General features: G+C 50.3%; 16 protein-coding genes. 8 read left to right on the plus strand and 8 right to left on the minus strand.

The genetic code is table 11. From position 1 onward, the window contains the following. The first annotated feature begins 1 nt into the window (after window position 1). The 4 genes from IE117_RS09680 (at window position 2) to IE117_RS09695 (ending at window position 2,932) form a co-directional block, all read left to right on the plus strand. Window positions 2–922 (plus strand): aspartate carbamoyltransferase catalytic subunit, encoded by a 921-nt coding sequence (locus tag IE117_RS09680; RefSeq protein ID WP_189564074.1) that lies wholly within the window; start codon window positions 2–4, stop codon window positions 920–922. A 117-nt stretch (window positions 923–1,039) separates the two neighbouring features. After that, on the plus strand, window positions 1,040–1,990 hold the full coding sequence (locus IE117_RS09685) for a bile acid:sodium symporter family protein (RefSeq protein ID WP_189564075.1): 951 nt from the start codon (window positions 1,040–1,042) through the stop codon (window positions 1,988–1,990). Window positions 1,991–2,105: 115 nt separating this feature from the next. Next, window positions 2,106–2,480, plus strand: coding sequence for a hypothetical protein (locus IE117_RS09690; protein WP_189564076.1), 375 nt, complete (start codon window positions 2,106–2,108; stop codon window positions 2,478–2,480). A 92-nt stretch (window positions 2,481–2,572) separates the two neighbouring features. Further along, a complete protein-coding gene (locus IE117_RS09695) occupies window positions 2,573–2,932 on the plus strand; it encodes a hypothetical protein (RefSeq protein WP_189564077.1) in 360 nt (119 codons plus the stop codon). A gap of 76 nt (window positions 2,933–3,008) precedes the next feature. On the opposite strand, the gene IE117_RS09700 is transcribed toward IE117_RS09695, so the two are convergent. From IE117_RS09700 to IE117_RS09725, 6 genes are all read right to left on the minus strand, one after another. Beyond that, window positions 3,009–6,152, minus strand: coding sequence for an efflux RND transporter permease subunit (locus IE117_RS09700; protein WP_189564078.1), 3,144 nt, complete (start codon window positions 6,150–6,152; stop codon window positions 3,009–3,011). Window positions 6,153–6,155: 3 nt separating this feature from the next. After that, entirely contained in the window at window positions 6,156–7,238 is a 1,083-nt protein-coding gene (locus IE117_RS09705) for an efflux RND transporter periplasmic adaptor subunit (RefSeq protein WP_189564079.1), read from the minus strand. A 76-nt stretch (window positions 7,239–7,314) separates the two neighbouring features. Further along, window positions 7,315–8,565 (minus strand): TolC family protein, encoded by a 1,251-nt coding sequence (locus tag IE117_RS09710; protein WP_189564080.1) that lies wholly within the window; start codon window positions 8,563–8,565, stop codon window positions 7,315–7,317. Window positions 8,566–8,632: 67 nt separating this feature from the next. Next, window positions 8,633–10,012, minus strand: a complete 1,380-nt coding sequence (locus IE117_RS09715) for a HAMP domain-containing sensor histidine kinase (RefSeq protein WP_189564081.1) — start codon at window positions 10,010–10,012, stop codon at window positions 8,633–8,635. Continuing rightward, window positions 10,009–10,689 (minus strand): response regulator transcription factor, encoded by a 681-nt coding sequence (locus IE117_RS09720; RefSeq protein WP_189564082.1) that lies wholly within the window; start codon window positions 10,687–10,689, stop codon window positions 10,009–10,011. Before IE117_RS09720 ends, IE117_RS09715 begins: the two co-directional genes overlap by 4 nt. Before the next feature lie 58 nt (window positions 10,690–10,747). Further along, window positions 10,748–11,860 carry a Zn-dependent alcohol dehydrogenase gene (locus IE117_RS09725; RefSeq protein WP_189564083.1) on the minus strand — a complete coding sequence of 371 codons (1,113 nt, stop codon included), beginning with the start codon at window positions 11,858–11,860 and terminating at the stop codon, window positions 10,748–10,750. A 78-nt stretch (window positions 11,861–11,938) separates the two neighbouring features. Between IE117_RS09725 and IE117_RS09730 the strand changes: the two genes are divergently transcribed. The 4 genes from IE117_RS09730 (at window position 11,939) to IE117_RS09745 (ending at window position 18,379) form a co-directional block, all read left to right on the plus strand. After that, window positions 11,939–13,264 carry a TlpA family protein disulfide reductase gene (locus IE117_RS09730; protein ID WP_189564084.1) on the plus strand — a complete coding sequence of 442 codons (1,326 nt, stop codon included), beginning with the start codon at window positions 11,939–11,941 and terminating at the stop codon, window positions 13,262–13,264. A gap of 115 nt (window positions 13,265–13,379) precedes the next feature. Continuing rightward, window positions 13,380–15,029 carry a glucose-6-phosphate isomerase gene (pgi, locus tag IE117_RS09735; RefSeq protein WP_189564085.1) on the plus strand — a complete coding sequence of 550 codons (1,650 nt, stop codon included), beginning with the start codon at window positions 13,380–13,382 and terminating at the stop codon, window positions 15,027–15,029. Between the two features lie 7 nt (window positions 15,030–15,036). Further along, complete coding sequence (locus tag IE117_RS09740; protein ID WP_189564086.1) at window positions 15,037–16,917, plus strand: sialate O-acetylesterase; 1,881 nt, start codon at window positions 15,037–15,039, stop codon at window positions 16,915–16,917. 118 nt (window positions 16,918–17,035) lie between these two features. Then, on the plus strand, window positions 17,036–18,379 hold the full coding sequence (locus IE117_RS09745) for a PQQ-dependent sugar dehydrogenase (protein ID WP_189564087.1): 1,344 nt from the start codon (window positions 17,036–17,038) through the stop codon (window positions 18,377–18,379). 10 nt (window positions 18,380–18,389) lie between these two features. On the opposite strand, the gene IE117_RS09750 is transcribed toward IE117_RS09745, so the two are convergent. Both IE117_RS09750 and IE117_RS09755 read right to left on the minus strand, forming a co-directional pair. After that, window positions 18,390–19,862, minus strand: a complete 1,473-nt coding sequence (locus IE117_RS09750; protein ID WP_189564088.1) for a T9SS type B sorting domain-containing protein — start codon at window positions 19,860–19,862, stop codon at window positions 18,390–18,392. 19 nt (window positions 19,863–19,881) lie between these two features. Continuing rightward, window positions 19,882–20,238: a VanZ family protein gene (locus tag IE117_RS09755; RefSeq protein WP_189564089.1), complete on the minus strand. Its 357-nt coding sequence runs from the start codon at window positions 20,236–20,238 to the stop codon at window positions 19,882–19,884. Window positions 20,239–20,271 lie beyond the last annotated feature (33 nt).

Consider the following 20,271-nt stretch of genomic DNA (forward strand, 5'->3'; position numbering starts at 1 on the left):
AATGGCACAACTCTCGGTTCGGCATTTATTAGGGATCAAGAATCTGAACGAAACGGATATTCACACGATTCTCGACACCGCGGCTCAGTTTAAAGAAGTCATTAACCGCCCGATCAAGAAAGTACCTTCACTGCGTGACATTACCATCGCCAACGTTTTTTTTGAAAATTCCACCCGTACCCGTCTTTCCTTCGAACTAGCCGAAAAACGCCTTTCGGCGGATGTCGTTAACTTCTCGGCTTCGGGTAGTTCGGTAACGAAAGGCGAAACACTGCTTGACACCGTCAACAATATCCTGGCCATGAAGGTGGACATGATTGTGATGCGCCACAGCAGTCCGGGAGCAGCGCATTACCTCTCGACCCGGATTCCGGCCAATGTCGTTAACGCAGGCGATGGTACCCATGAGCACCCGACCCAGGCATTGCTCGATGCTTTTTCGATGCGGGAGAAACTGGGCGATTTACGGGGCAAGAAAATCGCGATTATCGGTGATATTCTCCATTCCCGGGTAGCGCTTTCCAACATTTTTTGTCTCCAGAAACTTGGGGCCGAAGTAATGGTCTGCGGGCCAACTACGCTCATCCCAAAGTACCTGCCCGAACTGGGGGTGAAAGTTGGCCACGACGTAAAGGCTGCACTACGCTGGTGCGATGTGGCCAATGTGCTGCGCATCCAGCTGGAAAGGCAGCAAATCAAGTACTTTCCCTCGCTTCGTGAGTACTCGCTGTACTTCGGCATCGACAAAGCCATGCTCGACGAACTTGACCGCGAGATTGTGCTGATGCACCCAGGGCCCATCAACCGCGGCGTCGAACTTTCATCCGACGCGGCCGATTCGGCGCATTCGATAATACTGAATCAGGTTGAGAACGGTGTTGCCGTGCGGATGGCCGTATTATTCCTGTTGGCGCAGCAGTAATTTCAAAAGGAAGAGAGGGGTTCTCCCAAAGTGTGGTATAAGTAGTTTCGATCGTCGCCATTCTTTTTCAGCCAAATCGCTGAACCGCATCAGCGGCTCTGCCTGAACGAAAAAAAGATGAGATCCTACTTTTACACTCTTTCAATCATCGCCGCCGCTACACTGGCAATGATTTTTCCCGATCCGTTTACAGTCATTGCGGGTTTCGAACTAAAAAACCTGATCGTACCCCTGCTGATGATTATCATGTTCGGCATGGGTACCACCATGGGCGTGAAAGACTTCGAGGGGGTAGTTAAAAATCCCCGCTCGGTATTTATCGGAATTTTGTGCCAGTTTTCGATCATGCCCATAGTGGGTTACACCCTGGGGACGAGTTTTGACTTTCCACCCGAAGTGGCGGCCGGGGTCATTCTGGTGGGTAGTTCACCCAGTGGGCTGGCCTCTAACGTGATGGCTTACATTGCCAAGGCCAATGTCGCCCTGTCGCTTACCATCACAGCCGTGGCGACTTTGCTTGCACCACTGCTTACACCTGCCCTGATGAAGTGGCTGGCTGGGACGATGGTAGAGGTGGATTTTCTGAAAATGATGGTCGATATACTTAAAATGATCATTCTTCCGATCGGGCTGGGACTACTTGTCAACTACATTTTCCGGAAACAGACGGTCTGGCTGAATCGGTATATGCCGCTGGTGTCAATGGTCGGCATCGCTCTCATTATCTGCATCATTACCGCCGCCGGACGCGAAAGTTTGCTCACAATAGGCGTGGCTTTGGTGGCTTGTACACTCCTTCACAACCTATTGGGGTACGCGCTGGGTTACGGTATGGCAAAACTCTTCCGGCTGCCCGAGCAGGATTGTCGCACGGTTTCGCTGGAAGTCGGCCTGCAAAACGGAGGTCTGGCATCAGGTCTTGCATTGCAAATGGGCAAAGTTGCCACGGTAGGCTTAGCTCCCGCGCTGTTTGGGCCAATCATGAATATCACGGGGTCGATTCTGGCCAGTTTCTGGGGTAAAAAACCTGTCGATCTACCGGAAGCTGCCGCGGCTGAAATGACCTGAATGATGAGAGAAATAGGTTCACCGTTCAATAACTGACAAGCTTTTTCGAAGGGTTTTTGGGGTGAGGGCTTTTTATTTGTGAGGATAATATATCTAATCCTCTGATAATAGCCTGATGAAAAAGACAGCCCTGCCTTTCACCTCGGTACTGATCTGGTTGGTTTTGGCCGCCCTCACCACTGGACTTTCCTGCAAATCGGACAACGATGCCGAACCGGATCCAACCACCCAACTTACCGGAAAATGGTGGTGTGACGATGCCAGAATTCTGGCGGATCAGTATTTCAATCCTGACGGTACTTTTCAGCAGCGATTCAATGGAACGACTGAAACGGGCAAGTGGAGATTTTCACCGGATAAGAAGACTATACTGGTCTCTGACGTGGCTGGCAATGTAGTGGGAAGTTGGTCTTACTCGCTCATAGAAGTATCGGCGAGCAAACTCGTGTTGTCTTATTTCAGTAATGCCTCGTTTTCTCCCTGTCCTTGAACGCTATGCCCAATTCAGGTAATTTTTAACCTTTGGATTCGTTTTTGGTATGATTCATACAAACCAATCCCGTTCATTACCTTAGATACCCCATGAAAAATAGGACAGTTGCCTGCTGGATGCTCATGTTTAGCTTAGCGTTCATGTTTTCCTGTAAAAGTAAAGATGTGAAACCCGACGTCAGAACCATGCTCACGTCCAAGTGGTGGTGCCATGACAAAAAGCTGCTGAACGACTTGAATTTCAACAGCGATGGGGCGGTTCAGGAACGATACGAAGGTAAAGTCGAGACAGGTCGCTGGACACTGTCGTCCGACGAAAAAACGATTGAAATAATTCAGGTAGGCGGAAACAACAACGGTACCCGTACATTCGGCCTTGAGCAACTGACCGACGAGCAGCTTATTCTTACCTTTTTCGGTGCGGAGAACACTTACAGCAAATGTGAATAGAAAAGAAAAAAATAAAAGTATAAAAAAGGCAAGTCCATTGGACTTGCCTTTTTTGCCTACCAGAACCTATGAAATATTATGCGTTTGCCAGTGCCAACTCTCCTTCGGGTTGACTGTTTTCGTTAATAGGCTTCTCTTTTTTGCGATAAAAACCCCAGAAGATTATGGGGAATACCAGCAACGTTAGCACAGTTGCGGTGATTAAGCCCCCTATAATGATTACCGCAAGTGGTTTTTGCGATTCGGAGCCGATGCCTGTGGAAAGTGCGGCGGGCATAAGGCCGATGGAAGCCATGAGGGCCGTCATGACTACGGGACGGGTTCGCACTTTCACGCCCTCACGGATCGCGAATGCCAAAGGCATTCGCCGGTGCAGGTTGTTATGGAATTCCGAAATCAGGATCACGCCATTCTGAATGCATATCCCCAGCAGGGCGATGAAGCCCACACCCGCCGAGATGCCGAAGTTGATGCCCGTCAGGTGCAGGGCGATAATTCCCCCGATGAGGGCGAATGGTACATTCGTCAGCACGATCAGCGAATCCTTGATATTGCCGAACATCACGAATAGAATCACGAAAATGCCGATCAGACTGATGGGAACTACCTGCGCCAGCCGCTTGGTGGCTCGTACCTGATTCTCGAACTCGCCCGTCCAACCCACGCTGTAACCCGGCGGTAGTTTCAGGTTTTCGCCCACGTTCTTCTGCGCTTCGGCAATGGTGCTGCCCAAGTCGCGGTCACGAACTGAGAACTTCACACCAATGAATCGCTTGGTGTTGTCGCGGTAGATAAAAGCCGGACCTGTGGAGCGTCGAATGGTGGCGATTTCCTTCAGCGGAATTTTGGTGCCATTGATGGCGGGTACTTTCAGGGCCGACATATCCTTATCGTCTTTCCGGTACTCGCGGGAGTAGCGCACCCGCACGTCGAATTTTTTCTCCCCCTCGTACTTTTGGGTGGCAGTCTTGCCACCGAATGCCATTTCCAGTACTGCCTGGGCATCGGCAATTTTGATGCCGTATGCGGCCATTTTCTCACGGTCAAGAATCACGCTCAACTCGGGCTGCCCCACGTTGCGCAGGATGCCTACATCCTCGATACCGGGAACGTGTTCAATTTCCTTGATTACCTGGTTGGCCAGCCCGTCAAGTTTGTCGAGATCGTCGCCGTATATTTTAACGGCGTTGGAGGCGTTGATGCCCGCGACACTCTCGGCCACGTTGTCGATGATGGGTTGGGAGTAGTTGTAGCCGATACCCTGGTACTTGGAGAGCGAATCGTTCATCTCGCGCACCAGGTCGTCCATCGAAATTTTTCGGGCCCAGTCATCTTTGGGTTTGAGGTTAACCTGCATCTGCACGTAGTAGAAGCCACTAGGATCGGTGCCATCGTTGCTCCGGCCGGCCTGAGAAAGTACCCCGTTCACTTCCGGGAACTCGCCTAATTCCTTGCGCAGAGTGGCGGTCATCCGCACCGTTTCGGGAAGGCTGTAACTCATCGGTAGCTTGGCCTCTACCCACAGGGCACCTTCATTGAGTTGAGGCAAAAACTCGGTTCCCAGCAGGCTGGCCGACAGGAAGGTGACGCAAATGACGACCACGGACACCAGCACAGTAAGTTTTTTATGGGTAAAAGTCCAGCGGAAGCCTTTTTCAACGATTCGATTCCAGAAATTGACAAATGGATTATGCTTTTCGCGGACGTTTTTATTCAAAAATAGATGGCATAGTACCGGCACCAGCGTCAGCGTGAACAGCAAAGCCCCCAGTAAGGCAAAACCCAGCGTGTAGGCCAGCGGACTGAACATTTTTCCTTCCACTTTCTGGAAGGAAAAGATGGGTAGCAAAGCGGTGATGATAATGAGTTTGGAGAAGAAAATGGCTTTGCCCATCTCGGTGCCCGTCTTCTTGATGACGCTGCCGATGGCCAGCTTATTATACTTCTCCATGCCCTGCTTGATCGCCAAATGATCCAGAGCTACGAAAATCCCCTCGACCATAACCACGGCCCCGTCGATGATGATGCCGAAGTCCACCGCGCCCAGCGATAGCAGGTTGGCACTCATTCCCTTCGCTTTCAGGCACAAAATTGCGAATAACAAAGCCAGCGGAATGACAATGGATACGGTAAGGGTAGTTCGCCAGTCGGCCATGAAAAGAAACACGATGACCGTAACCAGCACGATACCCTCAACGACGTTATGCATCACGGTATGCGTCGTGAAATTCATCAGATTATCTCGGTCGTAAAAGGTCGCCATCTTCACATCCTTGGGCAGCACACGCTCGTTGAGTTCAGTGATTTTCTCTTTTACGCGGGCGAGTACTTCGTTCGGGTTTTCGCCTTTGCGCATCACCACGATACCCTCCACCACGTCGTCGCTGCTGTCAAGGCCTACCTGACCCACGCGAGGCATGGAGCTCTCCCGGATGTCGGCCACGTTCTTGACCAGTATCGGATTACCGTCCGCATCGTCGATGATGATATTTCCGATGTCCTGCTCGGAATTGAGCAATCCAACACCCCGCACCACGTAAGCCTGACCGTTTTTTTCGATGACATCGCCACCCACGTTGACGTTGCTTTCCTGCACCGCCTCGTACACTTGCAGGGGGCTGATATCGTACTTGGCCAGGCGATTCGGGTCCACGCTTACCTCGTACGTTTTTTCCTGACCGCCGAAAGCCACGATGTCGGCCACGCCGGGGATGGCCCGGAGCTGACGGTCGATGGTCCAGGTCTGGATTGTCAGCAAGTCGCGGGTGTCGCGGGTGGGGCTTTCGAGGACGTAGCGGAAAATCTCGCCCGTCGGACCGTAGGGTGGCTGCACGTCTGGTTCTACTTCTTCGGGCAGGGATATCGTGCGCAACTGGTTGTTGACCTGTTGCCGGGCAAAAGCGTCTTCCACCTCGTCATCGAAGATAATCTTGATGACAGAAAGCCCGAACATGGTGATGCTGCGGACGCTCGTTTTCTTCTGTACCGAGTTCATGGCGATCTCGATGGGGGTAGTCACAAACCGCTCGATTTCCTCGGCAGAGCGACCGTTCCACTCCGTCACGATGATGATCTGGGTGTTGGTCACATCGGGAAATGCCTCGATGGGCATATTTTTAAAAGCCACGAACCCCGAAATAGCCAGCACACCCACCCAGAAGAACGTGAAGGCTTTGTTTTTAAGCGAAAAAGCGATGATGCCTCTAATGAATTTGTTCATGGCTTAATCGTTCAATGCGTCATAAATCAGCAACTGGTTGGCAGTCATCACTCGTTCGCCGGGTTTGAGACCCGCTGACAGGTAGGTGACGTCACCGATTTGACGGTAAACCTCCACTTCCCGGGTGTCGATCGTGTGGCGGTCTTTGAAAACCATCACGAAGTTTTTGCTTTTATCAAAAATGATCGCGGACGAGGGAACAGTCAGCATAGAATTCCCGCCTTCCGTGAAGGATAGCTTGATGGAGGCCCGCATTTCGGGTTTGAGCAGGTAGTCGGGGTTTCTGAGTTGAATGCGGATTTTCATCGCCTTGGTATCGGGGTCGATGATATTGAATATCTTATCGACTTTCCCTTTGAACACTTTATCAGGGTAGCTGAGGGTGGTCACATTGGCGTCCACACCAAGACGCACCTGGTCGATGTCGCTCTCGTTGACGTTGGCGATTGCCCAGACATCGTCAATCTGGGCAATGTCAAAAATGTTATCGCTGCGATCGCTGCGAAGCAACTCGTCCTGATTGATATCCTTCTGGATAATGAAGCCGGTCAGCGGTGAGCGCACTTCGTAGATTGCGCCTTTCTTAATGCTGTAAATTTTAAAAGTCTCCTGCACGCGGCTCAGCTGCGAGTTGGCTTTGTCAAGTTGGCTTTTCGCCTCCACTACGTCGCGGTCTGCATTAAGCTTGCCTTCGTTGAGTTCCTGGGCCACCTTGAGATTGTTTTTGGCGACCAGTACATCGTTCTGGGCATCGTCGAGCTCTTTGTCGAAACCCGCTACGTCGGTACTACGAATCGTCGCCAGCAGCTGCCCTTTCTTGACATAATCCCCTAATTCCACAAATACCTTCGTAACGTTGCCACCCACAACGGGATACACCTCGATCAACTTGTTGTTATCGGCGGTGATCTTTCCATAAAAGGCTAACTCGTTGCGCAGGGGCTCGATCTTGGCTTCGGCCAACCTGGTGGTAGAAAGCGTCTTGTCGCTCATTACGAAGGTCTGGTCGATATCATCTTTGGGTGGCGTCTCATGCCCGCAGGCCGCCAGGATGATGAGTAGAGGGAAAAACTTTAATTGTTTCATGGAGTGATGAGTGATTTTTCTGCAGGCGGTCGTGAGAGACTATGCCACTTTGTGCCTCAGTAACTTTGGGGCACTTTCAAAATACCGTTGCGTTTATTACCTGATTCACATTTTCTTCTGAAAGGATCAGTTGCTTTCGCAATTCAATCATTTGCAGAATACTCTGATTATAGCTTTCCATAAAATCGGTGAATTCCAGAATTGAGATGTTTCCTCGGCGGAAATTCTGAACGATTGAATTATAAACGAGGTCGAAATTTTGGGTGCTGGTGGCCAGTTGCCGGTACCGCAGACTCTGCTGTTCCCAAGTGCGCAGACTGGCCACAATCTGATTTCTTATGTCCTCCAACTGGAAGTCCTTCAGCAGCCGGGATTGGTTCAACTGCCACTCGGCAATCTTGATAGTTCCCCTGTTGCGATTCCAGAGCGGAAGCGGCAAGCCGAACGTAAGGTTTACCTGATTGTTGAAAGCCCCCCCGCGCTGGTCGTAGGAAACTCCGGCGGTCAGGTCAGGCGTGGCCAGCGATCGCTGCCAGCGGGCGTAGAGCTCATTGTTTTCCATGAGTTTCAGAAAACGGCGGTAATCGGGGTTGCTTTCTTTTGCCAATTCCAGCAATTCATCCACGTTGGGTGTGATGGCTTTTTCGTACCGCTCAACCAATTCACGTTCAGCGAGGACAGGTACGATGGGTTCGGTCGTACCCGTTAACAAACTAAGTTGCCGCTGCTCCTCAAACACATCGCTTTGTAACGAAACAAGGTCGTCCCTTAAACTCAGAGCCAGCGACTGCAGACGTACCTGGTCTTTCAGGGGAATGTTCCCTTTCTGCACCTGTACGGTATAAGCCTGGATGAGCGTGTCTACACGAGCGACCTGGGAGGTAATACTTTCGATTTTCCTGAGATCGAAGTACAGGCTGAAATACTGCTGCCGGAGTTGAAATCGCAGGTTGCGCACGAGTTGCTCGAATTGCAATTCAGCTAGCCCGACATTTGATTTCGCGAATTCGATCTCATTCTTCTTTTTGCCCCCCATGTATATCAACTGCTGAACTGCCAGTTGTTTCTGGCCCTTACCGCCCACATCCAGTATCCGTTGCTGTGGCGGATTCAAGGCATTCAGCTCAACCGAAACGTAGGGTAGTTCCCAGATCCGGGCCTGAATTATACCAGCCTGCGCTACATTGATATTGTATTGCTCGGCCAGCAACAGCAAATTATTCTGCCGGAAAGCGTCTTCGCTCTGCTGTAAAGTCATTTGACCTACGGCAGCAGGCAGCAGTAAAGAATGAAAGAGAAAAACAGAAAGGAAATGAAAGAATTTCATGCCTGTGACGAAAATTTACTTCGTCACAAAAGTGCGGCAGGCACCTTAAACAGGCTTTAAGGCAGGCTTAAATTTTGCTTAAAGTTTTGAAGGTAACAATAAATCGGTGTTCACCGCTTTCATTCATATACCGAATTGTCGCTTCATGGTAATCCAGAATACGCTTCACAATGCTGAGTCCCAGTCCCGAGCCATTGGTCTTACGGGCGTTGGCGCCTCGGGTAAAGGGCTGAAACAGCGTACCTGTCTCTGCTTCGCCAAGTAGCTCTCCCGAATTTGAAACCGTTAACGTGAGGTGATCTGCCGAGGTTTGCTCTAATAGTACGGTTGCGCAATTGTCCGGGGAGTATTGATATGCATTGCGCAGAAGGTTAGCGATGGCAATTTCCAGCACCGGCTTCGCCGCCAGAATTTCCAGCCCGTCAGCGAGTTCTTCGTTTTCAACGATTTCGAAATTCATTTTAAAATCAGGAAAACTTCGCCTTACCTGTTCGTAAGCGACAAAAATCAGCTCGTCAATTCGCTCGGTTTTGAACTGGGCATTGGATTCCACCGGACTGTTTTTAGCCAGAAGTAACAGTGAATCGATTAACTCCGATAACTGACTGACATTGCCGGAAATGCTTCGGAGATACTGACGGGTTGCCAGAGAAAGTCCTTCGGACTCCAAAAGGTTGTCGAGCTGAAACGTAATGCGACTAATGGGGGTGCGGAGTTCATGCGAGGCGTTGGCCGTAAAGGCACGCTGGGCAGAGAAGGCTTTTTCAATCCTGATCAGCATTTGATTGAAGGCACGCGCAAGCAACGATATTTCGTCGTTGCGGGAGGAGTCGATGGGAATCTGAGTACTCAGCTCGTTGGCCGAGATTTGCGTAATCCGGGCTTGAAAATCATCCAGAGGTTTGGTCAGTCGCCTGATAATGAAATAGGTGGCTATCCACACGATGGCAATACCCACCAGGAAGGTGGTGAGCAGAGAATAAAAAAGAAACCGCAACTTGGTATTGCCATACCGATCTTCGGCCGCAATCAGCACGTAGTAATCGGCGGCCTCGAAGTCATAGAATATACCGAGAACGTCTTTTTCATCCACAATCCTGAAAAAGCGTTTGTTTTTTTTTAAATCCACCAAATCCTGATGGTTCCACCGAATAGAGGCGTCGTCGATGCTGCTGTAAATGAGCCGGTAATTCTCGTCGAATACGAGCGTTTTCTCATTGTAGAGCTTGTTAATGCTATTCTGGTCGATGATTTTCAGCATCTGCTTGTCGATTTCCCGTACTTTGAGCAAAAGTTCGACGGTGGTAAGCGCTTTTTCCTCCAGTCGATCGCTGAACTCTTCCCGTCGAAAAGAAGAAAAAGACAGGTACACCAAAGCAATGGCCACGCCGAACAGGATCAGGAAGGCGGCACTAACGTAGATGGCAAGGCGTCGTTTGATGGTCATTCTCCGCTAATAAAGTACCCAAACCCGGGCCGGGTATGAATGAGCTTCTTGTCGTGGTCTTTGTCGATTTTTTTGCGCAGAAAATTGATATACACCTCAATGGTGTTCAGGCTGGTTTCGAAGTGGATGTCCCAGACCGCTTCGGCGATGGTTTGTTTGGAAACGGTACGGCCTTTGGCTTTCACCAGGAAAAGCAGCAACTGGTATTCCTTAGGGGTGAGTTCAATGGATCGACCGGCCCGCTTGACTTTCATTTCGGTCAGGTCAAGTTCAAGATCGGCCACCTTGAGCAAATCCGTTTTTTCCTGCGGCTGGCTGCTCCGACGCAGCAGGGCCATAATCCGGATGTAAAGTTCATCCAAATGGAAAGGTTTGACTAGGTAGTCATCCGCTCCGTGCTGGAATGCATCGAACTTGTCCTGAATTTCACCATAGGCCGTCAACATCACAATTGGTGTGGTTGAATCAGCACTACGGATCCTCTTACAAACGTCGAGTCCATTCAGTTTCGGTACGTTGATATCCAGTAGGTAGGCTTCATAGGTGGCCAAGCCAAGCTGCCGGAAAAAGAGGTCGCCATCGAACACGCAATCACATTCGAATCCTTTGGAAGTCAGGAAGGTGCTAACCTCCCGGGACAAAATGGGATCATCTTCAAGCAGGAGCAAACGACTCATTTCAGGTAGGGGATGAAAGATTGACAGGTACTGGGAGAACAATTTAATTCTTTCTCAATCAAAACTGAATAACCCCCTTTGCATTGCGCCCATGGTGCATATCGTCGAAAGCCTGAGCCAGGTCTTCCAGTGGGTAGGTGCGCGTGACTAGTTCATCAAGTTTAAGCTGCCCTTCTTGGTACAGCTCAAGAATTTTAGGGAAATCACGCTCGGGGTTGCATTGGCCATAAAGAGGATTAATGTAAAGTTTGTCCCATTCAAACAAACTCATATCGATGCTGATCTCCTGTTCAATACCGCTAACCTGACAGGCGAGGCCTGCATTGCGTACCATCGCCAGGGGCGCGGCTCCAAGTTCGGGGATAGCAGTGCATTCAAAAGCATAATCGGCTCCTCGATCGTTGGTTAGGGATTTAACCTGTTGAGCGGCTTTCTGTAATCCACGGTCTTCTCTACTGGCTTGAATGGTGTGCGTTGCGCCGTATTGCCTGGCCATTTCCAGTCGAGCGGGACTTAGATCCACGGCGATAATCATGGTGGCCCCGGAGATTCTCGCTCCCTGAATGACATTGAGTCCAACGCCACCGGCACCCAGAACTACCACCGAACTACCCGATTGTACTTTGGCCGCATTCACGACCGAGCCGTAGCCCGTCATCACGCCGCAGCCCACGATAGCTGCTGATGAAAAGGGAATTTTTACGTCGATTTTCACGACAGCCGCCTCGCGTACTACGGTCAGTCCGGCCATCGTGCCCAGGCTAAACGACCGCTCGATGGGTTTTCCCTGCCATAGTGTCCTCTCCAATCCAGCGTGGCCGCCACTGGCCTTGTTGCCAGCCGTAACGGGTGAGTTTACTTCACAAATGTGTTGGTTGCCTTCCCGGCACTGAAAGCACTCTTTGCAGGGTATGGCCCAATTCAAAATGACCGCGTCACCAGGCTTTACTTTCGTTACCAGTGGCCCTATTTCTTTGACGACGCCCGCGCCCTCGTGGCCCATGACGATGGGCTTCCCCCACGATAAAGAGTCGTAGTCGGTATGGCAGATTCCGGCGGCTTTTATTTCAACCAGTACTTCGTCGCCTTGCGGCGGAAAGGTCTGGATGGTTTCGATGGTAAAAGTACCGTCGCCGTGGCTGATGGCGGCTTGGGCGGAGTAGGAGAGCATTGGGTCGCGTTTTTATTTATAAAAATCTATACCTTAGGGAAGCAATTGTCAAATCATCCACCTTTTCAGGATCACTTAATGAAAAAGCTACTGATGCTTTTTTTCGTATTTCGTCTGGGCTTAATCACAAACGTACTGATTGCCCAAGAAAATACTACCCTGAATTTTGAGCAGCCTGAAAATTTCGAAGGGTTTTTGATCTACTTTCCTACGAATTTGAATGATTTGAGTAAATTCAAAGGCATGCCTGCGGATACGCTCGAATCCAATATTTACGTAATGAATTTACAGAGAAACCAGTCGGTGTACACCAATTATTTGAAGGGCTATTACTCTAAAGAGTACTTCAGCAAAGTTGTGGAAACTTACAAAACCGACACGTCAAACATTTATAAGGGAAAAGACATTGTCAATTCCCTATTCGTTTTCTCTGCCCTTTTGCCTAACAACCGAAAGGTGATTATTCCTGATTTGAATAGCAACAACGATTTTAGTGATGACAAAGCATACGAATTCACAATCACTGATTTTGACAGAAAATTTCCAACGGACTCGCTTGAAACACTCGACTTCAACTACGATTACTATCATCAGGGACAGCTACATAAGCGTAATTTGAAATTCAAATTGGCTCCTTCCGATGCGGGGCATAGCTTCAAAGATCCCCGGGAAAAGCCATTGATGAACTACCTAAAACTGGATGGCAGAATGGAAGCAAAAGCGGATGTAGAGGGAAGGCCTTACCTCTTTACGGTTCAAAGTCTACTGAATTCCGACTATACGAGGGGCGATTTGTACGTTAAAGATTTGACCAAAAATATTGACCTACAATTTAACCCCGAGCTCAAAGTGGGTGATGTTTTCAGTCTGGGAGATAAGAGAGTCAGAATTGCCGCTTCTTACTTTGGCGATACAGGAGTACTTTCTGTTCTGGAACCGGGTACCGCCAAGACAGGCGTGCGTCAAAACGAGACGCTGCCTGATTCCAGTATCAACGCACTGGGACGTACGTTAAAAGCCACATCCGATTATACCCTAATCGATTTTTGGGGAAGCTGGTGCGGCCCCTGCATCCAGGCGCTGCCGGATTTGAGGAAAGTGTACGAAAAATACCGAAACGACCCCAAGTTTCAATTGGTAAGCATAGCGTATGAGGATAGCAAGGATCTGGCAAAACTCAGTGCATTAATTGACAAACACGACATCGACTGGCAGAATATCATCGAGTATAAGCCTAAACGAGGTGAGGCTCCCAACTACGACAAAATGGTTTGGCATTTCGACGTGGGTACTTTTCCCACCACCATCCTGATAGATAAAGCCGGAAAAATCGTGTACCGGGATTCTGGTTCGGAAAGTTTCGGTCGATTGAACGCGGTATTAACCGAAACTTTTGGGTACTAATCCACCAATCAAGCCCCAAAGAAAGCACTACTTCAATTGGTAGCTTCGTGTCTTTGCGAGCAAACTTTCACTATTTTTGGCCCGAATTTACCCTAAAACCGCAAACCACTGCCCCATGCTGCCATCCATTCCCTTCGATCAAACTGCCGCCCATAAAAAACTCAAATCTCACTACAAAACCATCTCCAAGAAGCATTTACGTGAGCTTTTTGCGGAAGATCCGAAGCGTTTCAATAAGTTTTCGATTCGTCTGGGCGATATTTTGCTCGATTACTCCAAAAACCGGATCAATGGCCGCACCCGCGTTTACCTAAGTCAGCTAGCCGAGGAATGTCAGCTTGGTGACGCCATCGAGCAGATGTTTACGGGCCAGAAAATCAATGCAACCGAGGACCGTGCCGTGCTCCACACTGCTTTACGGAATCGGTCAAACGAGCCGGTTTTTGTGGACGGTCAGGATGTAATGCCCGAGATTAACGCCGTTCTGGAGAAAATGAAAGAATTTTCCTCCAAAGTACGGTCCGGCGAATGGAAAGGCTACACGGGTAAGAGAATTACGGATATCGTCAATATAGGCATTGGCGGTAGTGATCTCGGTCCGGTGATGGTGACCGAAGCGTTGAAATCGTATGGCAAAAAGGGATTGCAGGTTCATTTTGTATCGAACGTGGATGGCACCCACATCGCCGAAGCGTTGAAAAGTTTGAACCCCGAAACGACGCTGTTCATGATTGCGTCCAAAACTTTCACGACTCAGGAGACAATGGCCAATGCCCACACGGCCCGGCAATGGTTGCTGGACTCGGCGGAGGATCCCGAACACATCAAAAAGCACTTCGTGGCCTTGTCGACCAACGAAGAGCAGGTGAAGGAATTTGGTATTGACCCGGTCAACATGTTTGTATTCTGGGATTGGGTTGGCGGGCGCTACTCTCTATGGTCAGCCATTGGCTTGTCCATCGCCTGCTATATCGGTTTCCAGAACTACGAACAATTGCTGGCTGGCGCGCACGATATGGACAACCATTTTCGACATACCAAGTTTGAGCGGAATATGCCCGTGATGCTGGGGCTGCTGGGGATTTGGTACAATAATTTTTTTGGCGCCAGTACGGAAGCTATCCTTCCTTACGATCAATACCTGCACCGCTTCGCCGCTTACTTTCAGCAGGGTGATATGGAAAGTAACGGCAAATCCACGGGCCGCGACGGCCAGCCGGTCAATTACGAAACGGGGCCTATTATCTGGGGCGAGCCGGGTACCAATGGGCAGCATGCTTTTTACCAGCTCATTCACCAGGGTACCAAACTCGTTCCCTGCGACTTTATCGCTCCGGCCATCAGCCACAATCCCATTGGCGACCATCACAAAATGTTGCTCTCGAACTTCTTTGCTCAAACTGAGGCGCTTATGAATGGAAAGACGGCCGAAGAGGCCCGCTCGGAATTGGAGGCAGCAGGCAAGAGCAAAGAGCAGGTAGATTTTCTAACGCCGTTCAAAGTTTTCGAGGGCAACCGTCCGACGAATTCGATTTTGGTCAAAAAGATCACTCCCCGCGTACTGGGAAGTCTGATTGCCATGTATGAGCACAAGATCTTTGTGCAGGGAATTATCTGGAACGTCTTCAGCTTCGACCAGTGGGGTGTGGAGCTGGGCAAACAATTGGCCAATAAAATTTATCCTGAGCTGCAAAACGACTGGCCAATCGAAGGGCATGACAGCAGTACGGATGCGCTAATCAATCAGTACAAGAAATGGAGGTAGTTCGTTTATGAGTTGGTTCGTCAGAATTCAGCTTTGCGTAGGGTTATATTTTGGCTTACAGCTTGCGGTTTGCGCGCAAATCACGGTGACGTTTCCGACCTCGCGGGCGGTGTTTCAGCGCGATAATGCCAACCAGGCTACGCTTTATATAGGAGGTACTTTTGAAGACTGCCTGGATCAGATCGAGGCAAGGGTAGTACCCCGCGTTGCGGGGCAGGGGACAGCTACGGCCTGGACCGTAATCCAGACCAACCCGGTAGGTGGGCAGTTTTACGGCTCCATCCTGGTGTCTGGAGGCTGGTATCAGCTGGACGTTCGCGGGGTTCGGAATGGCAGCGAAGTGGCGTTGAGTAGTGTGGATCGCGTCGGGATCGGCGAGGTGTTTTTGGTGGCGGGACAATCCAACGTCACGGGCGGTGATGGCCTCCCCAATGGACCCAGCGCCACTGACGACCGGGTGAGCAGCATCAATTTCCAGAATATCAATCCAAATAACAATACAATACCTCCGTATGCCAATGTGCAACTACCGTGTCCGGAGTTCGTTCACCTTGATGATTTTGTCAAGACGGCTCCTTTTGGGAATTATGCCTGGTGCTGGGGGATTTTTGGGGACCTGATCGCGCAGCGTCTCAACGTTCCTGTCCTGATATTCAACTCCGGATGGTCGGGTACTTCCATGTACAATTGGGTGGAGTCCATTGATCCTAATTTTACAACTGTCGGAATTTTTGGCAATACCTACCCGGCCGGGCTCCCATTTGGCCATCTGCGCCTGGCGTTGAACAACTACATTGCCCAGCAGGGGTACCGCGCGGTACTTTGGCACCAGGGCGAGAACGACAATTTTACGGAAACCAGTCGCGAAAGTTACCGGAACGGTCTTCGTTCCATCATTAATGCCAGTCGATCCCTTTCAGGAAAGGAAAACCTGGCTTGGGTGGTGGCCAGGGTGTCACGCATGACCAGGGACGGCGTTTCCCGCACCTGGCAGCCAGTCATCGATGCTCAGAATGATGTCATCGGTATCAATGGCAGTGACCCTAATCTTTTTCTGCCTAACGTATTTGCCGGCCCCGAAACCGATCCACTGGAAGGCCCGGCCCTGCGCACCTCCGATAACATCCATTTTACTGGCAACGGGCTCAACGTATTGGCTCAAGCGTGGGACAACAGCCTGACCAACGCTTTCTTTGCCAGTTCCACGCCTTACCTGTCCACACCGCCGCTCAATGTCACGGTGCTCTGTGGCCCCGGAGGGAACCAGCTGACGTTCCAGGGCCCGAACGGGTGGGGCGCTTACCGCTGGCTCCCTGAGAACGATTGCAACCAGGTACTTAACGATCAGCAAACCTGGACTGCCTCGACGGGAAAATATCGGCTGAAAGTGATTGATAATTTTCAAAACACGGTACTTTCACAGCGGCTCAATGTACCGGTATCGACCACCACGGATGTGTCGGCTTCAGGCACTACTACGGTGGGGCAGGGGGGGACTATTACAGCCTTATCTTCATCGTCAAATGCCTGTCGATTCAGTTGGAATGGCCCCAATGGCTTTACCTCGACGCAACAAAATTTTGTGCTGAATAACGCAACATCCGCTCAGGCAGGTACCTACACGGTATCGGCGACGAATGCTTATGGCTGCCAGGCCCAAAGCTCGCTCAATGTGCAAGTGGTAAACATAATCGAGAGTGTCAAATCGGGTAACTGGACCGATTCAAGCACTTGGTCGTGCGGCTGTTTGCCTACTGCTTCAACCGACGTCAGGATCAACGCCAGGCATACTGTCGATTTAAGCACTACTGTCCAGGCCCGGAACGTTTTTTATCAAAACGGGAATCTGCAATTTCTTAGTGGCGGTAGCCTTATGCTGGCCCAGTAGTAACCGATATTATATTCTCGGAGATTATTTTGATCAATGCCTGCAAAAGGCTATTTTGCGGATAAAACTACCATATCCCCTCATTCTGCGAATCCTTGTATTGTATTAAACAGACAGAATGAATATGCGCCCAGTTTACCTTTTGTTCCTCTTCTCATTTGGGGTTCTATCAAGTATTTTTGCCCAGAATCTACCCGCTGGTTTCACCTACGAAACGCTCGCCAGCGGTATTTCCCGACCCACAGTCATGGCTTTTGCCCCTGACGGCCGTCTGTTTGTTTGTGAGCAGGACGGCAAAATAAAAATATTCAAGAGTGGGGCAATCCTGCCCACTCCATTTGCCCAATTGACGGTGGACGGGAGCGGCGAGCGGGGATTATTGGGAATCGATTTTGATCCGGATTTTATCAACAATGGCTTCGTCTATGTGTATTATACCCGTAATGCCTCGCCCCGCCGTAACCAGGTCGTTCGCCTGACTAGCGACCCGGCCAATCCCGATATCATGCTGCCGGGAAGTGAAAACCTGGTACTGGAATTCGACAATTTGAGCGGGGCGACCAACCATAATGGTGGTTTCATTCAGTTTGGTACCGATGGCAAGCTGTACGTTTCGATCGGCGACAATGCCTCCACCGCTAATTCCCAGAATTACGATACCTACCTGGGGAATTTTCTCCGAATCAATCCGGACGGCTCGGCGCCAGTAGATAATCCTTTTTATGCAACTACCCCTGACGGCAGCCCGCCCACCCCGGCCAGTCAGCGTACCTGGGCCATCGGGCTGAGGAACCCATACAGTTTTGACATTAATTTCAGCACGGGCAAAATATTTGTCAACGATGTAGGGGGAAACCAGTACGAAGAAGTGAACGATGCTACAGCGCCCGGGCAGAATTTCGGTTGGCCCACGCAGGAAGGCCCGCCACAGCCCGGATTTGACGGTCCTGCCTATTATTACCAAAACAACAACATTGGTGGAAGTACCAATGCGACCGGCTGCTCCGTGCTGGGTGGAGAATTTTTCGAGCCTTCTTACACCAACTACCCATCGCAGTACCAGGGTAAGTATTTTTTCATGGATTACTGCAATGGCTGGATCAGGTTTATCGACCCGGCCAATACGCCTGCCACAGCTTCCTCCCTTTTTGGAGAAAACTTTGGCTTTGGACTTGTCAACCTGACCACAGGACCGGATGGCAACTTGTACTACCTCAACCGCAACCAGACCTTGAACCGCATTGTGTACACACCTCCGCTCATTGAGAGCGTGGCCTCGGGTAGTTGGAACGATACAGCCACCTGGTCATGCGCCTGCGTGCCGACTGGTAGCGACCAGGTTGAAATTCGTACGGGCCACAACGTAGTGGTGGATGGAATCACTGCCCTGGCTTACGGAGTGAACCTAGAAGGGGGTGAAATAGAACTGCGCAATAGTGGCGTATTGCAGCTGAAACATTGATCCAAAAAAATCAACGAATCAAAACGATTTTGCCAGTGCGAACCACAGGAAGGGCGGGATTGGAAAGGAGCTGGTAATTCAGTCGGTAGACATAAATTCCAGGGGGCACAGGTTGGGCGTCAACGCGTCCATCCCAAGACTGATTTAAATCCTGGGATTGGAAAACGACTTCACCCCAACGGTTGTAGATGCTCAATGTAAACGCTGAAAACTGACAGTCAGAAAGGGCTCCGTACAGGTCGTTCAGACCATCGTTGTTGGGAGAAAAGGCATCAGGCATGAAGACATTGCAACCCTGACAATTTTCAAAATTGACTTCCACAGAAGCTTCCGTTTGACCGCAGCTTTTTGTTATGTTCACTGAGTAGGTGCCCGGCTTGGCTATCGGGTATTCAGGAGTGGTGCTGCCGTCTTGCCAACGATAGCTGGCAGCTGAGTCGCGGAGACTGATAAGTAACGTTTCTCCCTGACAAAGTGTGGTGTCACTCGGAAATTCGGGCCTAAGCCGGTCCACTTTGAGGCTCACAGTTGCTGTGTCAGCACAATTATCCTCACCCACTGTGTAATAATACCGATAAGTACCCCTGGTCAAGCCGGAGACATCCACAATCGGATTAGGGGATAAAGCCGTTTGATTGGGGCCATACCAGGCACCCGCTGATTCCTTTGGTCCTATCAGCGGATCCAACCTGATTTCCTGTGTATTTTCGCAAATGTTCAACAATGTATCACGTCCCGCGTTTGCCCGGAGTTGAGCAGTGGCTTCCAAAGATGAGGCTGCCCCATAGATCGTGGCGTTCAGGCTGAGGTTGGAGCAGATGCGTTTGGTAGTGGCATCGCCCGGAGAAACTTCGTAAAGGAAATTCCCCCCCAGTGCGTACATCTTCGGCCGTCCGTCTTTGCAGTCAATTGTGCCGATCGTCACCACTCCGAAAATAGCACTCTCGGCGTTCATCTTTCCCACCGGAACGGATTGTTCAGGGTTCGACACATTCACCCGAATCAGAAAATTGTTCTGGGCTGCCATGTATAGCACGCCGTTTAGAAAAGTGAGGTCGCCTGCCGCCCTGAAACCGATGTTTCCAAGTGGGGTTTGTTTGGCGTTGGTCGTGTCAATTTTGTAGAGAATAGTGGATCGATTGGTCGCGGCATACAAAATTCCTGACGCACTGAACACCAATGAATTGAAATCATCGCCCGGCTCAGGAACCAGAGAGCCAATCAGCGTAGTGGAAGCGTCTCCAAGATTAATTTTATATAGTTTGTTGTCTTGCCCAACTCCGTACATAACACCACCCGGCCCAATCGCGATGTCGTACATGGGTACGCTGGTTTTGCCAATTCGCCGACTCGTGCATTGTTCTACATCAATAACGACCAAGTCGCCGTTTTCCAGCGAAACATACGCCTGCTGAGCTTCCGCGCAGCTTGCAGCGAGGAGTAGGTAAAGCAGGATTATATAGGTCCGGAAAGATTTCTTCATACATAACCTTAACGCTTTTTTATGGTTTTTTAGGATACAGGACGAAACTAACCAGTCCTAACAGCGCCCCCAGGCCGTCAGCCGCAGCATCCCACCAGTCGAAAGTACGATCAAACGGGAGCCATTGCTGGTAAAATTCCATGAAAATCCCGAATGCAATACCCAGAAAAACGATCAGAACCTTCTTTTGCGGATAATACAGCAGCCACAGAACGGTCCAGCCCAGAAACATCCCGATGTGTACGATCTTGTCGAACCCTACCACGGGCGATTCCGGCAGATCTTTTCCTGGCCAACTGCAAGCCAATACGATGAGAGCCGTCCACAGCAGAGCGGGCCATTGGTGTTTGGACAAATAGTGCAGGAGAGATTTCAACGGGGTAGTTTAGAAAGGTTAGTTTATTCTGCA

Origin of the sequence: Persicitalea jodogahamensis (genome assembly GCF_014651615.1) — a bacterium.
Lineage (GTDB): Bacteria > Bacteroidota > Bacteroidia > Cytophagales > Spirosomataceae > Persicitalea > Persicitalea jodogahamensis.